General features: G+C 26.6%; 11 protein-coding genes and 1 pseudogene. 5 read left to right on the top strand and 7 right to left on the bottom strand.

Translation table 11 applies throughout. From position 1 onward, the window contains the following. Window positions 1-6: 6 nt before the first annotated feature. Together ACZ5CK_RS09420 and ACZ5CK_RS09415 are read right to left on the bottom strand one after the other, a co-directional pair. Window positions 7-366 carry a response regulator gene (locus ACZ5CK_RS09420; protein WP_464581558.1) on the bottom strand — a complete coding sequence of 120 codons (360 nt, stop codon included), beginning with the start codon at window positions 364-366 and terminating at the stop codon, window positions 7-9. Further along, window positions 366-2,864, bottom strand: coding sequence for an ATP-binding protein (locus tag ACZ5CK_RS09415; RefSeq protein ID WP_464581557.1), 2,499 nt, complete (start codon window positions 2,862-2,864; stop codon window positions 366-368). Before ACZ5CK_RS09415 ends, ACZ5CK_RS09420 begins: the two co-directional genes overlap by 1 nt. 165 nt (window positions 2,865-3,029) lie before the next feature. Here ACZ5CK_RS09415 and ACZ5CK_RS09410 point away from each other — a divergent pair, with 165 nt between their 5' ends. Together ACZ5CK_RS09410 and ACZ5CK_RS09405 are read left to right on the top strand one after the other, a co-directional pair. Beyond that, window positions 3,030-6,539 (top strand): hypothetical protein, encoded by a 3,510-nt coding sequence (locus ACZ5CK_RS09410; RefSeq protein ID WP_464581556.1) that lies wholly within the window; start codon window positions 3,030-3,032, stop codon window positions 6,537-6,539. Window positions 6,540-6,541: 2 nt separating this feature from the next. After that, on the top strand, window positions 6,542-7,783 hold the full coding sequence (locus tag ACZ5CK_RS09405; protein ID WP_464581555.1) for a hypothetical protein: 1,242 nt from the start codon (window positions 6,542-6,544) through the stop codon (window positions 7,781-7,783). A gap of 133 nt (window positions 7,784-7,916) precedes the next feature. On the opposite strand, the pseudogene ACZ5CK_RS09400 reads toward ACZ5CK_RS09405, so the two are convergent. The 3 genes and pseudogenes from ACZ5CK_RS09400 to ACZ5CK_RS09390 all read right to left on the bottom strand — a co-directional run. Then, window positions 7,917-8,363: pseudogene (locus ACZ5CK_RS09400) on the bottom strand (NUDIX hydrolase); the annotation flags it as partial. Window positions 8,364-8,384: 21 nt separating this feature from the next. Beyond that, on the bottom strand, window positions 8,385-8,534 hold the full coding sequence (locus tag ACZ5CK_RS09395) for a hypothetical protein (protein ID WP_464581554.1): 150 nt from the start codon (window positions 8,532-8,534) through the stop codon (window positions 8,385-8,387). Window positions 8,535-8,626: 92 nt separating this feature from the next. Then, window positions 8,627-9,907, bottom strand: coding sequence for a Glu/Leu/Phe/Val family dehydrogenase (locus ACZ5CK_RS09390; protein ID WP_464581553.1), 1,281 nt, complete (start codon window positions 9,905-9,907; stop codon window positions 8,627-8,629). A gap of 348 nt (window positions 9,908-10,255) precedes the next feature. Between ACZ5CK_RS09390 and ackA the strand changes: the two genes are divergently transcribed. The 3 genes from ackA to ACZ5CK_RS09375 all read left to right on the top strand — a co-directional run bounded on the left by ackA (window position 10,256) and on the right by ACZ5CK_RS09375 (window position 15,129). Then, on the top strand, window positions 10,256-11,476 hold the full coding sequence (gene ackA / locus ACZ5CK_RS09385) for an acetate kinase (protein WP_464581552.1): 1,221 nt from the start codon (window positions 10,256-10,258) through the stop codon (window positions 11,474-11,476). Between the two features lie 211 nt (window positions 11,477-11,687). Next, window positions 11,688-12,368 carry an ABC transporter ATP-binding protein gene (locus ACZ5CK_RS09380; RefSeq protein ID WP_464581551.1) on the top strand — a complete coding sequence of 227 codons (681 nt, stop codon included), beginning with the start codon at window positions 11,688-11,690 and terminating at the stop codon, window positions 12,366-12,368. Between the two features lie 4 nt (window positions 12,369-12,372). After that, entirely contained in the window at window positions 12,373-15,129 is a 2,757-nt protein-coding gene (locus tag ACZ5CK_RS09375; protein ID WP_464581550.1) for an ABC transporter permease, read from the top strand. Window positions 15,130-15,415: 286 nt separating this feature from the next. On the opposite strand, the gene ACZ5CK_RS09370 is transcribed toward ACZ5CK_RS09375, so the two are convergent. Both ACZ5CK_RS09370 and ACZ5CK_RS09365 read right to left on the bottom strand, forming a co-directional pair. Next, window positions 15,416-16,084: a hypothetical protein gene (locus tag ACZ5CK_RS09370; RefSeq protein WP_464581549.1), complete on the bottom strand. Its 669-nt coding sequence runs from the start codon at window positions 16,082-16,084 to the stop codon at window positions 15,416-15,418. A gap of 13 nt (window positions 16,085-16,097) precedes the next feature. Then, entirely contained in the window at window positions 16,098-16,955 is an 858-nt protein-coding gene (locus tag ACZ5CK_RS09365) for a hypothetical protein (protein ID WP_464581548.1), read from the bottom strand. Window positions 16,956-17,098 lie beyond the last annotated feature (143 nt).

Below are 17,098 nucleotides of genomic sequence, written 5' to 3'. Positions count from 1 at the left end.
TTTCGCCTATTTGTTTAATACCTTAACTATAGATTTTATAACTTTTTCAGAATCAAAAGGTTTAACTATATAATAAGATGCACCTATTTCAACGGCTTCTAAAACCCTCATTTTATGGCCAAGAGCAGTAACCATAATAACTTTTGCTTTTGGATCATATTTTAATATTTCTGATAAAGCTTTTATTCCATCCATTACAGGCATTGATATATCCATTGTTACAATGTCTGGTAAATGTTTTTTATACATTTCTACAGCTTCTTTTCCATCTGATGCTTCTATAATATCGAAATTTAAGGGTTCTAATATTAACTTCAATTGATTTCTAATAAATGGGGCATCATCTACTATAAGAATTTTTGGCATTATATCACTTCCGGTATAATAATATGAAATTTAGTTCCTTTACCATACACACTCTCCACTTTTATCGAACCACCTAATTTTTCTACTTCTTTCTTTACAATGTTTAATCCTAAACCTCTTCCAGATATTTGAGTAACTTCATTTGAAGTTGAAATTGATTCCATAAATATAATATCTATTAAATCTTTATTTGAAGTATAATTTATATTATTTATTATAGCTATTTCTTTTAACTTATTAATGTCTATTCCTTGTCCATCATCCTCTATTATTATATTAATTTTATCATTTTCTTTAAATAAATCAATTTTTATATTTCCTTTTTCCGATTTTCCTTGATCTATTCTTATTTCTGGTGATTCAATCCCGTGATCTATAATGTTTCTAAATATGTTAATTAGTGATTTTGTGAAATCAAAAAAAACTTCAGGATCTACCAAAATATCATCCTTTGAAATTATAACAGGATCAGAAATTAATTTATTTAATTTTTTTGCTAAATCTTTTGTGTAGTCAATATATGGTATTATTAGATCTTTTAAATCTTTATAGCGTAGCTTTTTGATTTCTGTTAATAACTCATCTTGTCCAGATAATTCTTTTACTTTTTCCTCTAATTCAATAATTTTAATTTTTGGAATTTTTAATATCACATCTAAATTATGGCCTAATTCGGATTCTAATTTTTCTATTTCAACTTTAAGAGTATTATATATTTGTTCTAAATCAGTTTTATTTATAGCGTTGTTAATTATTTTATTTTCGATATTATGCAAATCATTAACTAATTTATTTAAATGGAATTGGGAAAAAATACCTTTGTAATTATGTATTGAACCAAGTAAGCTTTGAAAATTTGAGTTTATATTTTGAATGATAAAGTTTTCAAATTCCTTAATTATTAGTACAAAAGTATCGTAATTTTTGACAACAGAGACAATTTTTTTCAAAGTTTCTCGTTCTTCGTCAATTTTAAGTTTTAAATTTTTTTCTCCTGTGATATTATTTAAAATAACCATTATAAGATCAGCATACTCTATATATTTAAACTTTACTTTGTAGTATTTATCATTAATTTTAAGCTCATTTGGAAGAAATGTCAGATAAACCTCTTTTCTTAAATAATCTTTTTCATTAAATATATCATCAAAAATTCTTTTAATAAATTCTTTATTTTCTATAGAATTAAAAATTAAATTTAAAGCATTTTTACCTTTAATATCTTCTTCAAATATTCTTTCGCATTCTTTACTGTATTGTTCGCTAATAATATAATCTTTATTAAATGCTAAAAAACCTTCTTCTGAGTTATCCAACAATAATTTAATATCTTGAGTTCTTTTTGAGACTTCTAACTCCAAAGCATCTTTCCAATTTTCCAAAATTTTATTTGCCACAGACAATTCAATATTTAATTCTTTAACATTATTAATTGTTAAAAAAATCATAGAGTTTAAAAGAATAAATAGAGACCATTGAATATATGGTCGCTGCCAATTTATTATTCTGTAATCACCCATTATTTCATATATGGTGAAAATAGAAACAATAATAATGGATATTGAAAAAATATAGGCTTTTTTATCTTTAAACCTAAAAATTCCAATATATAGGTTGTATATCATAAATAATATGTCTGCATATATTAAGGAATAAAGAATAATAACAAATTTTACATAAAAATTAATTTCTGGACCTTTAATAATTTGTATAACACTAATAGTTAAAAATAATAAAACATGTAAAGTTAAAAGCCATTTTATATATTTTTTAGATGAATAATCAAATATATAATAGAAAAAACCCATTAAACCAATTGGAGATAGATATTTTCCAACATCCATAGCATATGCCCAAAATATTGGATTATCAAAAAAATATTTAAGCGTTTGATTTAAGCCCATTATGAATAAAGCTAATGAAAAAGAAAAAAGGCTCATATAAAAAAGTATTTTGCTTTGATCCAAGTTCTTGTTTAATATTAAAATGTAAATAGAAAATATTAAAGATAAAATGCCAACAAATAAATTAAAAGATATCAATAATAATCGATCAGATTCTTTAATTATTTGGTGTCTAAGAAGTTCTTTTTCATTTCCTATTAATACCTCACCAAAAAATCCGACATCTCTCTTATTGGATTTAACTTCTAAAGTCAAATATCTGTTTTTATAATCAGTTGGAATTTTAAAAATACTTTTTGCAGAAAAATAACTTTCTCCAAAATTATCATATATTAAATAATTATCAACATATAATCTAAAAAATAACACAGTTCCTGTTATATATATTGCAGGATCTTCAAAATCTATATCAGGTATTTTATATCTTAAATATAAGATTTTATTTTTATTTTCCAATGGAACACCAGGCGTTTCATATTTATGCCAAATATTTTCATCTTTCCATTTATACTCCCAATTTTCATATAATTTTATATATGATAGCGATATTATTGAAATAACTATAAATGTCACCATTAAAAATTTATTTTTCATAAAAACACCTCTGACATTTGTTTTATATAATTATATCATAATTTTGTATTACTGAACTAAAGTCATTTTTTATTAGTCTAATATATAAATTCGATTTTAATATTTTTTTAATAAAGAAAATGTGTTATAATTACAATAATAGAATTAAAATTAAGGGGTGATTTTATGAAGAAAGCGATTATTATTGGTATTGCTATTTTATTATTATTGTCATTATCATCATGTGTAAAAAGTATAAAAGTAAAAACGAAGCCAAAGATAGGAGTTCCAGTTGCGGCTACAACAGTGGCTTTAAATGATTTTGTTAATATTGAAGATAGTATAAAAAACGCATTACCTGATGCGAAGGTGGAAAGTGTAAACGGTATTCAAACCATTAAGTATGCAACAGGATTAAATGTGGATTTAAGTCAATCATTTGAAAAAATAGACGCTTTTAGTACTTCAGTAAGTCAAAATATTTCTGTGCCAGATATAGGAAGTATTGCTCCTGTTACAGTAGATGTTCCAAATATTGATAGTATACCGGATATTACAGTAGATGTTCCTTCTTTTGATTTTAATCCGCAAAATATTACAATAAATGTCCCTCAAATTACTCCTGATTCTGTTTCTCCTGATATTACAATAGGTGAATTGGATGTTGAGTCAGCTGGAGTAGATTTACCAGCAGTTGATCTTTCTATACCTGTTTTAGGAAACACAGGAAATGGTACATCAACGGAAACTTCAATGGAATCAAATGGAACATTTGAAAAGTTAGTATTTTCAACTGGATCATTATTATTAGATGTAACAAATAACGAATCAAATGCAGATATAGATGTTCAGGGTATTATTGAAAATCCAGATAATTCAAAGATAGAATCCCAAGTTTTATCGTTATCAGGGGTTCAAAGTGGGCAATTGTCATTTCCATTGACTGATAAGTATATTTCAAATAATGCAACAATCACATTAATCGCCACAATAACTTCAGGAAGCGGAGATGGAAATAATAATTTGGTTGCGAATAATTTACAATTTGCTTCAGGAACAAAAATTAAAGCAGCTGAAGGTATTACATTTAATACATCAAAAAGTATAACTGAAACTATAGATCCAAACATGGGAAGTACAGAATTTTCAACAGTTACAATTGATGGTACATTTAACGTAAATATACAATTACCAGCAGAATGGACAAATGTAAAAACAGAATTTGATGCTACGGTTACATATATTTATGGAAGTGAAAGTATTGTGCTCGTTAATGATACTTTTAATTCTTCTAAAGATTTAACTTTTAATGGAAAAGAATTACCACCAAATGGAAGTTTTGAATTTACAATAGACTCAACATTTATGAACAGCGATAATACTAAAGCAAATATAGATTTTACAAAATCACCAGTAATAACAGTTACACCAGATATAAAAATTATGAAAATAGATGGTGTGGGTATAGATAATAAACAAAATATGGATCTGCCAGATGATATAAAATATGTAATTTTAAATGGTGGAAAGATTTCGATTGACATTACAGATACTGATGTTAGTTCTATAGTTGCTAATTTTATATATTTTGATGGAACAGAAGATAAAACTAAAGAATTCATAATTGAAAATAATAAAGCAGTTTTAGATATGGATGGTATTAAATTAACAGGTGAAAATACAAACGATGCAACAATTACGGTAGAAAACATATCATTGGATTTTGGAAATTCAGGGTTAGATAATACAAGTTTAACAGCAAATGTAGATTTAACCAAACCAAGCATAAAAGAGGTTAAATTAGGTCTTACAACTAAACAAAAAATTGACATTCCTGATGAAATAGAAGAAGTTAAATTCATGTCAGGAAGTTTAACTTCAAGTTTAAGCAATGGATTTATTTCAAGTGTTGTAGGTAATTTAGAAACAGGATATGAAAATATAGCATTAACTACAAATAATGGCGCTTTAACTGTAGATTTGGCTGATAAATTATTATCAGGAACAAACGATGCAACATTAAATATCAGTGAAATGCTAATAGATTTTTCATCTAATCCGTTGAGTTTTGGAAATTCTTTATCAGTTTCATCTTCTTTAAATGATTTAAAAATATCAGAAGCAACTATAACTACTAATTTAAATCGATCAATAAGCATTCCAGATACTATAAAAAAAGTTATTTTTGGATCGGGAAGTATAGAAGTTAATGTTGATAATATTCAATTCATAAGTTTTGATGGAACATTAACTTATGGCTCTACAGATACATCATTTGCAACTTCTCAAGAAGGTAGTGCTGTTATAGATTTAACTAATCTTGAATTAGGTTCTCCTTCTGCAGAAGTAAGCATAGATAAAATAGGATTAAAATCTACAAGTGGAATAAGTTTAGGAAGTTCTTTAAATGCAAATATAAACTTAATTAATCCAAAGATAAAATATGCAGAAATTACACCTGATAGCGATTTAAAGGTAACAAATTCTCAAATAGTTGAATTTCCACCAGAAGCAAAAGACTTTTTAAATTCTGTTACTTTTGTAGCTCCGTCAAATATAAAGATTGAATGGAATAATGAATTACCTGTCGTAGTAAATGTCAATTTAAGTGTTCCAGAATTAACTATCAATGAATCTTTCCCAATGAGTGGAGAAAATTATCATGAAGTCGACTTAGCAAATAAAACAATTGACTTAGATACCCCAATGCACTTTGATTTTGAGGCATCTCCTGCAAATTATGATGATACGAATAACATTCTAAAAATAGATATTTCAGATCCTGATGATTATCTTTCATTAGGTAGCGAATACACGTTGTCAGCAACGATTTCTCTTGATTATAAATTAGATGCATCTATAAAACCATTTAGTCAGGATATTATACCTGAAAGCGATCCATTAAACTTTGAAATTCCAATTTCTGATGATGCTACATTAACATTAAATGATATAGAGATTAATGGATTTGTTGCTAAAATAGTCGGAATAATACCTTCTGGATTAGTTGATACAAATAATAAGATAACATTATATGCAACATATACTATGAATAATACAAAAAAATCCACAAATGTAGAAATACTTCTTGATAAAACCAATATTGAAAAAGATATCTCGGAATTTTTGAAAGAAATTTTAAAGGGTAAAGATGTATATATGTCAATGAAATCAAATAATATAACAGCGTCATTAAGTGACTTAAGTAATTTTGTGTTTGACTTTAAAATTGATCTAACCATTCCTCTCAGTTTTGATCTTATAAAAGATGAAAATCTAAATATTATGAGCATTAAAGGTGAAGATGATATATTAGGAAGAGAACCTGGTTCAAATGAAACAGATTTACCTATTGATTTAATTATAGGAGATCAAGGAAAGTTGATTTTACATTTGAATTATGATAATACAAGTGGTTTAAAACCTGGATTAAAAATTATAGGAAGAAATTCATCTAATACAATATTATATAAAAAAGATATAGTTCTTCAAGATGGAAAACATGATGTAAATATTGTATTTGAAAAATCTGATATAGACAAAATAATGAATAATAATCCATATTATCTTGATTTTGATGCATATATTCCTGCAAATACAAATCAATCCTTTAGAACCGATGGACAAATAAGTATAAATGCATGGGTTGAAGTAGTAACAGATGTAAATGTAGATCTTTTAGGGAGAGGTGAATAATTATGAAAAAAATAATAATATCTATTTTAATTCTTTTATCAATTATTTCATTTGCAAATCCTAATGTTAATAAACCATGGAATTATTCATTTAATCCAGCTTTAATGGATTATGGAACAAGAAATTTTATTGATGTAGGTGGAGATGTTAATTTAGTTTTTATTCAACCATTTATGAGTTTTGGTGACTTATTTAAGGAAAGCGTAGAAATAGATTTCAATAAAATATATGATAACTTAGATGGAAATAATTTAAAAATGCTTTTAAATGCGGATGTTATGGCATATGGTAAATTGCATATATGGTTTGCATCATATGCAAAAACTGCAGGTATTTATTCAAATACAAAGATAGGATTACCAAATGATTTAATTAAATTACTTTCATATGGTAATGTTGAAGATGGTCAAATGGTAGATTTAAATGGTGAAGGTGTAATTAATTCTAATATTATTTTTGAAAGTAGTGATTATGTTTCTTTCCAAGGTAAAAATTCGATTTTTGGATTAGCTTTTACAAATTTTTATCCTATAAGTATATTAAGAAGTACAATAAATTTTAAAAATACAAATGATATGGAAAATGCAACAATGAATATAGATTATGAAATAAATGGTCATATGTATAGTTCTTTAAAATCTTTAGAATCATTAATATCTGACGAGTATTATGGCGTTTCTATAGAAGAAGATATATTAAATACTTTAAAAGATAGTGCTGGAATGAGAGTTAATTTAGGTTATATAAATAAAAATGGTAAATGGGGATTATCATTAAATGATATAGTACTAAAACCAGCAGATGTTAAATATGATTATACATTAACCGCAACAGGAGCTATAGTAGTTGATAATATGAATGTTACAACAGATAATGGAACACCTGTTATAGAAAAATCTGATGAATTAGTAAATAGAGAATATCCTGAAGCACCTGTAGATTTGCCAATGAATGTTACTTTCTTTAAAACGTTTGATATGTTATTTAATCCTACACCATATATACAATATTTCTTCGGAAAAGGATTATCCTGGGGTATAAATTTTGATGGAAATCTATTGTTTATACCTTTCTGGTTGGATTTAAGTAATAAAATTGATTATTGGTCATTAAACACGGGTTTTGGTTTAAATTTACATATTGTGGATATAAATGTTTCGGCTGAGAGTAATTCCATAGACTTTGGAGATGTTTTTAAGTTTAATAATTTCTCATTTAAGATTAATTTTGCAGCTGGAATTTAGATTTTAATAATAAAAATGCTCCCGTTAAGGGAGCATTTCAGTTTGTAGACAAAGTACAAAATAAAATATCAAAATAATATTTGCTCATATTATTTTTTCATATTTTATTTTGTCAACAATCTGAATGCACCTGTTATAGGAGCATTTTTATTTCTCTAATAAAATCATAAATTATTCTTGCGGTTAATCCCCAAATAATTTTATTTTCATATATATAAAAATAAGTTTTATAATATCCTTTTCTCCAATTATAGTTTTTTCCATTTGGAATAAGATGATAAGGATAATTTTCGGGTATTTCCATTTTAATATTAACCTTATATTTTAAAGGTTCATTGTTCAGGAAAAAAGATAAGGGAACAGTAAAAATACTTTCAACTTCGTCCTTATTTATATTAATTTTTTTAAAATCAAAGTCATTTATATATATTAAAAAAGGATATATTACAAAATTGAATGGGGTAGGAAAATAATCTAATTCTGCGATCTTTTCTACAGCTTTATATTCAACACCAACTTCTTCATTTAATTCTCTCAATCCTGCTAAGTAATGATTTTCATCATCCTCAATTGCTCCACCAGGGAAACTAACTTCTCCTGGTTAACTTAAATTTTGAGATCTTATTTCAAATAAAATATGTAAATCATTATTTGCTTTTATTAATGGAACAACAACAGAAAACTCTTTATAATCAGAAACAAGATGAGAGGTTTTATTAAAAAAATTTTTTTTAATATGTTCAATATTCATTTTATCACCTTTATAAATCTAAATTCTAATAATATTATAACATAAACAAAGGGTAGGGCTTACGCCCTACCCTTATTAATTAAAAGTTATGATCATGGATAAATTCCTCTTAATTTTGTAGCTGTAGCAACTCTTTCAATAGCAATAATGTAAGCAGCTGATCTCATATCTGTGTTGTATTTTTCCATTGTTCTAATTGTTGACCAGAAAGCATCTTTCATTTTTCTATGTAATGCATTTCTTACATCTTCTAATTCCCAGAAGTAATATTGTAATCCTTGTACCCATTCAAAATATGATACTGTAACTCCACCTGAATTTGCAAGGAAATCTGGAACTATCAAAATACCTTTTTCATTTAGAATTTCATCTGCTTCAGGAGTAATAGGACCATTAGCTCCTTCAACAATTAATTTGGCTCTTACATCTTTTGCATTCTTTTCTGTAATAACATTTTCAATAGCAGCAGGAATTAAGATATCAACATCTAAAGTTAATAATTCATCATTTGTTATTTTCTTGAATGTTACATTTCCTTCGTATTCAGCCAATCTGGCTTTTCTTGCTGAAATATAATCCATAATATCTTTAATTTCGTCTGCTGTAAAACCATTTTCTTTGTAAACACCTGTTGAACTATCAGAAAATGCAACAACTTTCATGCCTAATTCTTCTGCTGTCAATAATGCAGCATATGAACCAACATTACCGAAACCATGAACAGCTACTGTTAATTGATTATTTGGTTTATTAATCTTTCCTTTATCTCTTAAATAATTTGTTGCTTCTTCAACACAAACTCTGACTCCTCTACCTGTTGCTTCGGTTCTTCCCTTAGAACCACCAATATCTAATGGTTTTCCAGTTACTATACCTAGAACTGAATGCCCTACATTCATTGAATAAGTATCCATGTACCATGCCATTATTTGTGGATTGGTATTCACATCTGGTGCAGGAATGTCTCTGTCTTCACCAATAATAACCTGAATTTCAGAAAAGAATCTTCTTGATAATCTTTCTAATTCTCCATCTGATAATTCTTTTGGATTAACAGTAATTCCACCTTTAGCTCCACCATATGGAATATCAGCAACTGCAGATTTCCATGTCATCCAGAAAGCTAAAGCTCTAACTTCATCAAGAGTAACGTTTGGATGGTATCTTACTCCACCCTTAGCAGGTCCTCTAGCAATGTTGTGTTGAACTCTGTGTCCTGTGAATACTCTAATTGAACCATCATCCATTTTTACAGGAAAATTAACTGTTAACTCTCTTTTTGGTTTTGATAATACAGCTTGTAAATTTGGGTCCAAATCCATTACTTTACATGCTTTATCAAATTGTTTTAAAGCATTTTCGAATAAGCTCATATCAGCACCCTCCTCAAATAAAATAACTTCATTCTAATTTTATGATTTTTTATCAAATAAAACAACTCTCATGGTGGTAGCTTTGGGACATATATTAGTATTTATTTTAGATTAAACTATAAAATCTCCTTGAATTATATAATATGAAAAAATTTTCACGAAAAATTTTTCAAAAGGAAGAAATATTAAATTTTATGTTTTTTGAAAAATTTGCAATATATTATAATAATAGTAATTATGGGTATTATTTTGTATAAAAGTTAATATAACTAAATATAACCTACTTTGTAATTTAAAAATTTTTTTGATATAATGAATATGATAAAAATTCCAAAAGGAGGAATAAAGATGAAGGTACTTGTTATTAACTCAGGAAGTTCATCAATAAAGTATCAATTATTAGACATGAAAACAGAAGAAGTTTTATCAAAAGGTTTAGTTGAAAGAATTGCTATTGATGGTTCTAGAATTGTTCATCGTGTGAATGGAGAAAAACATATAATAGAACATGAAATTCCTAATCATGAAGTTGGATTAAAATTAGTTTTAGATTTATTAACAGATGAAAAATATGGAGTATTAAAGAATTTAAATGAAATAGAAGCTGTAGGTCATAGAGTTGTTCATGGTGGAGAAAGATTTGCTTCATCTGTTAAAATTACAGATGAAGTATTAAAAACTATAGAAGCTTTATCATTCTTAGCTCCACTCCACAATCCTGCAAATATAATGGGAATTAAATCAGCAATGAAATTATTACCAGGTGTCCCACAAGTTGGTGTATTTGATACGGCATTTCATCAAAAAATGCCTGCAAAAGCTTATTTATATGCTATTCCTTATGAATATTATGAAAAATACAAGATTAGAAGATATGGTTTTCATGGAACAAGTCATAGATACGTATCAAAAAGAGCAGCAGAAATTTTGGGAAAACCATATGATCAGTTAAAAGTTATAACAGTTCATGTAGGAAATGGAGCTTCAGTTGCAGCAGTTAAAAATGGTATTTCAGTTGATACTTCTATGGGCTTTACACCATTAGAGGGATTGGTAATGGGTACAAGAAGTGGAGATATTGATCCAGCTATTGTAGAATTTTTAGAAAAAGAAGAAGGATTATCCGCTAAAGAAGTTGTTAGTATTTTAAATAAGAAAAGTGGAGTTTATGGATTAACAAAAGGATTTAGTAGTGATATGAGAGATATTGAAGACAAAGCTATTGAGGGAGATTCAGTATGTAGATTAGCTTTTGATGTATATGAATATAGAATTGCAAAATATATAGGCGCATATGCTGCTGCTATGAATGGTGTTGATGCAATAGTATTTACTGCAGGAGTAGGTGAAAATTCACCTATAATGAGGGAAGAAATTATTGAAAATTATCTTGGATATTTAGGTATAAATGTCGATAAAGAGGCTAATAAAGTTAGAGGAGAAGAAAAAATAATTTCCACACCTGACTCAAAAGTATCTGTTATGGTTATACCGACAAATGAAGAATTAATGATTGCAAGAGATACAAAAGAAATTATTGAAAAAGGATTAGATGAATTAAAACTATAATAATTATTATAAAACAAATAGGGAAGGCTTTTTGCCTTCCCTATTTGTTTTATAAAGTAAAAAATTAAAATTTTTATTTAAACTAAATATTTTTTAAAAATATTTACCTTTGCGAAGCATAAATTTAGATAAGTTTTGTATTTATCTTTACGAAGCAAATGTTTAGGTGTATAATTAAAATGATAGGATTCCTCAATTTGGAGGTGTTATTATGATAAAAACAATAAATTTAAAAAAAGTATATAAGAATGAAGGTGTGGAGGTACATGCTTTAAAAGGTATAAATATTGAAATTAAAGAAGGAGAAATGGTTTCGATTTTAGGTCCATCAGGATCCGGGAAATCAACTCTTTTAAATTGTTTATCTGGAATAGATAAACCAACAGAAGGGAAAGTTATTATTAATAATGTAGATATTACATCACTAAAAGATGATGAGCTTACTAATTTCAGAGCAAAAAATATGGGATTTATTTTTCAATTTTTTAATTTAATTCCAGTATTAAATGCTGTAGAAAATGTTGAATTGCCATTGCTTATTTTAGGATATGATGAAAAAAAAGCTAGAGAATTAGCGGAAAAGATGTTAGTAGAAGTTGGTTTAAAAGATAGAATGAAAAATTTTCCAAATATGTTAAGTGGTGGAGAAGCACAAAGGGTAGCAATAGCTAGAGCTCTTGTGTCTAAACCGAAAATTGTATGGGCTGATGAACCAACAGGGGCTTTGGATACTAAAACTGGTGTAAGTATAATGAACTTAATTGTTGAATTAAATAAAAAAAATAATCAAACATTTGTTATTGTGACACATGATCCAAGAATTACTGAATATACTGAGAGAATTCTAAAAATGGATAGTGGATTATTAACAGAACATTTGGATTTGAGGTGATATTATGTTTATATGGATTCTCTTAGCTATTTCTTTAATTACAATAATTTATTTTTTTATTAAAGCATCATATCATAAGCATGTTTTAAAAATATCTTTTAGAAATATTTTTAGAATAAAAAGAGAATCTTTTTTGATGATACTTGGATCTATGGTTGGAACTGCCTTTATTATAGGTTCTCTAGGAATGAACGATTCTTTTAAAAATTATATTTATAAAAGTGTAGATATTTTTTTTGGAGAAATTGATGAAGTAATAAACTCTAAAGTTGGAATTGATTATAATAACATTGATCCATTTATAAAAGAATTAAAAGAAAAAGATTTAATTGATGGAGTTATACCTATATATTTTAAACTATATCCTGTAACTAAAAAAGGTAATATTCAGGGTTTAAAAATTTCAGAATTAGCTCAGGCAAGTATAGTTGGTATGGATTATGAATTGATAAAATCTTTTGGAGAGGAAAAAATAAATATCCCATTAGAATTTTTTAAATTGAAAGATAATGAAGCAATAATAACGAAAAGATTAGCTGAAAGATTGAAAATTTCTGAAGGCGATTACATAGAAATAATAACAGGCGCTTCTCCAATAAATATATTGTTTCCAAAAAGATTTAAAGTTATAAAAATTATAAATTCTAAAGGTGTTTTAAATTATAGAGGATTAGATGCTAATAATGGAATTGGTACAGTGTTCATAACGTTAAAAGCTGGTCAAAAAATATCTAAAATTGCAAATAATAAGTATTATCAAATTTTAATTTCTAATAAAGGAAATTTTATTACAGGTAATAAATTAACTAATACAATAAAAGATTTATATACTAAATATAATATTGAGGGAGAGTTTGTTCCCGTAAAAAATAATCAAATTAAAGCAGTTGATAGAGGAGGAGTTTCTTATATATTTTTAGCTTTAAGCTTATTTGCTATAGTTTCAGGCGGTGTGTTAATTATTAATATGTACTCTATGCTTGTAGCAGAAAGAAAAAAAGAATTAGGTGTATTAAGAGCAATAGGTTTTAAAAAGAAAGATATTAGAAATATAATTTTTTACGAAAGTATTTTCTACACCATTTTTTCAATTCCATTTGGGATATTCACAGGTTTATTAATTTCGAGATTTACTTTTTCAAAAGTTACAGCTTTATTTAAATCATTATCCTCGTTTGAAAATATAATAGGAGAAATACCGTTGATTGACTCATACTATATTTCTCCGAACTCTATTATTATAGGTATTGCTGTAGGAATATTATTACCATTAACTATCACTTTTTGGTATTCATATTCAATAGGGAAGTTAAATATAGTAAATGCTATAAAAGATTTAGAAGAAGAGAAAAAGAAAAATAAATTTGAGAAATACAAATATGCAATTGAAAATGCTTTTGCTGTTATAGTTTTTATTATAGCCATATTATTAAAAATAGACAGCTTAATTATTTTAGGTATAAAAAGTTTCTTAATATTAATTTTTGCAATTATGATAACTACTTTTAACCTAAAATACATTGAAATATTTCTATTAAATATTATAAAACTCAAAGGGAAATTTGTCCCCATATTAAAAATAGCATTTTCTTATCCTATGAGAAATAGAAAAAGAACAGGAGCTATTATTACCCTATACGGAATGGTTATCTTTATTATTGTTATTTTAACAATACTTCCATATATACAGCAAGAACAATTAAAAAGTTCAAGAGATACATTATTTGCTGGTTTTGATGGAGTAGTTGTTGAAATGCCAACTAATTTATTTCCTGTTAAAATAGATGAAGAAGAATTTAGAAATGTCAATGGAATTAATAGTGTTGGAGAATTTTATTTTTTGAAAGCAAAAAATAAAGAAAAAGAGGATTATGCTTTGGTATTTGGATCAAAAGAATTTTTTACGCAAAATAAATTAAAAATAAAGGAAAGTGTAAAAGAGTTTAAAAATTTGTCAGATAAAGAAATATGGTTAAAAGTATATAATAATCCAGAATACGCTATTATTCCAGAACGTTTGACAGATCCAAAATATGGTTATAATTTTAAATTGGGTGAAACGTATACAGCATATATTCCTAAACAATCATTTGGTCCTAATCAAAATGAGACAATAACTGGTACAATTACGTTTAAAATAGTGGCTATTACTTCAAAAATAAGTGAATCTTTGGCAATGGGACCAGTTATGAGTATAAATAATAAAAATATAGAAAAGTATAAAAAAGATGCTATACACGGTTTCTTCTTTTCTATGGGGCCTAAATACAAAACAGATGTTGAAAAATATTTAAAAAGTAAAAATCAATTTTATATATTTGTGGATGATTTGCTTGATTTAGGATTAAAAGCTTCTCAAGGAATGGTAAGTATATTTAATTCATTTTTATATTTTGGGTTGATGGTAGGAATAATAGGTATTGCAATAACGATGATGAAATCAGTAAATGAAAGAAGAAGAGTCGTTGGGATGTTAAAAGCCATAGGGTTTACAAAAAATATGGTATTTTTATCTTTCTTTATAGAAGCAACAATAATTATCATATTGGGGATAATTATTGGAGTATCATCAGGAACTTTTACAAGCTATTTAATTTTTACAAAATTATTTGCTGATAGTGGGGCTGTCTTTAAAATTCCATATGGAAGCTTGTCTTTAATGTCTCTTACATTTTATTTAATTTCTGTAATATTTATATATCTTCCATCAAAGGCTGCTTCCAAATTATCACCAAATGAGGCAATGAGATCTTTAGATTAACATATGATAATCAGGATGTCCAAAAAGTTAAAATCACTCAGACAGCTCGATTGCATATCTTTAAAAATTATTCATTCTCAGCCGTCGATCAGATTTTGCATCCATACAAAAGCTTCACTCAAAAAAACGTCCTGTTTTTTTGACGGCTTTCATTCACAATTTTTAAAGACAATCTTCGAGTCTTCGTTTCTTTTATACTTTTTGGACATTCTAATATGATAATAAAAAAACAGGCGAGATTATCGCCTGTTTTTTTAATTTTTTTAATAAGATATATCAGTATCTATTATTTGTTTTTATTTGTAAAAAAACTAATTTCTCCTGAAACTCCAAATAATATTTTTACTACCTTAAAATCATATTTTACTCCGCCGTATATTCCTACATATTTATAAAAAAACACATTATCATATTTTTGAGTTGCATATATACTAATTGACGGTGAAATACCTGATGCTGAAATATTACTTGAATAAACTGGGAAATTAGTTTCCATATTAAAAGTAGAAATTTCATCAATTTTTACAACTAATGTTGCAAATGGATTCAATTCATATAAATCTATAAAATCATTTTTTTCATAATCATAACTTTGAGATTTTGAAAACATAATGCCCCCTGAGAAATATAAACTTTTCATATCTATTCCTAAAACACCATTAATTATATAGCCACTTCCATCATATCCGTAGCCATAACTAGCAGACAATTGTAAAGGAATATTTAAAAGATTCTTAGTTCCAAGTTTTAAATAGCCAGCACCTTCATTTTCTGATGCACCAACTTCTATAAAACCAAAAAGCCCATATCGTATTCCTATATTACCATTAGATATTGCTAAAATCTGAACAGCTCCCTCATCAATAATGTCAGAAGAAGGATTTAAAACGGGAACAGAAAAAATTGTTATAGATATACCGATAATACTTAGCATAATAAATAATAAGTTCTTCATAAAACTCCTCCTTTTAAAATTTAACTGTAAAAGATAAGTAATAGTCTGTAGTAATAAATGGAATATTAATATCTTTAAATGGATCTTCTTCATTTAGTAGGTTGGAATAAATGGAAGTAAGACTAAAATAATTATATATATAATCAGTAGCATTATATCCTTGCAAAAATTTCAGTATTCCATCAATTATGGTAACCCTATAGCCTAATTCTACTCCGAAAACATCTCCAGAATAAAATCTAATGCCTCCACGTCCTAATGAATATAGTGATTTTTCTTTAGCTCTAGTTACAAAAGTATCAAAGTCGGGATCATTTGGATCTGGATTTACATTTATTGAAAGCAGATATCCTCCTTCAACACCTCCGAATAACTCTAAATTATCGGCTAAATAATAACCTATCTGAGAAAATCCTCTTATAGTAACAGCATTAAATCCAAGATCAAAAGACTTATTATCTAATTCGTTGACATGCATTATAACTCCATATAATGACGGTTGAATATGTATTTTTAGTGAAAATTTTCCAAAATTAAAATTATTATGATTATAACCATTAAAATAATAAATATACAAATATCCATCATCAGGTCTTGGTTCACCAAAATATGATGGTAAAACAAATGGATCTATTACTCCACCATTTAAATCTAAAACCATATTTTTATCTATATAATATCTAAATCCAAGATTATATACACCTAAAATATCAAGTAATGGTGCTGTTGTCATTTCCATGTCAGAAAAAGAAAATCCAAAATTCTCAAAATTAACAAAAAATCCCTGTTCATGCTGCGGAACGATATCTGATTTTACTGAAAAGCCAATTACACTCATAATAATTAATGATATAATAATAATTTTTTTCATATTATCGCCTCCTATTCGTATTATACACCATTAAAACAAAAAATGTGCTATAATAGCACTTAACAGACTGTTGACAAAATAAAATATGAAAAAATAATATGAGAGAATCCTTGGAAATTCCCGAAAAAATGTGAATGAAATCA

It is taken from the genome of Marinitoga okinawensis, from assembly GCF_055387075.1.
This window is presented reverse-complemented; position numbering and strand designations above follow the sequence as displayed.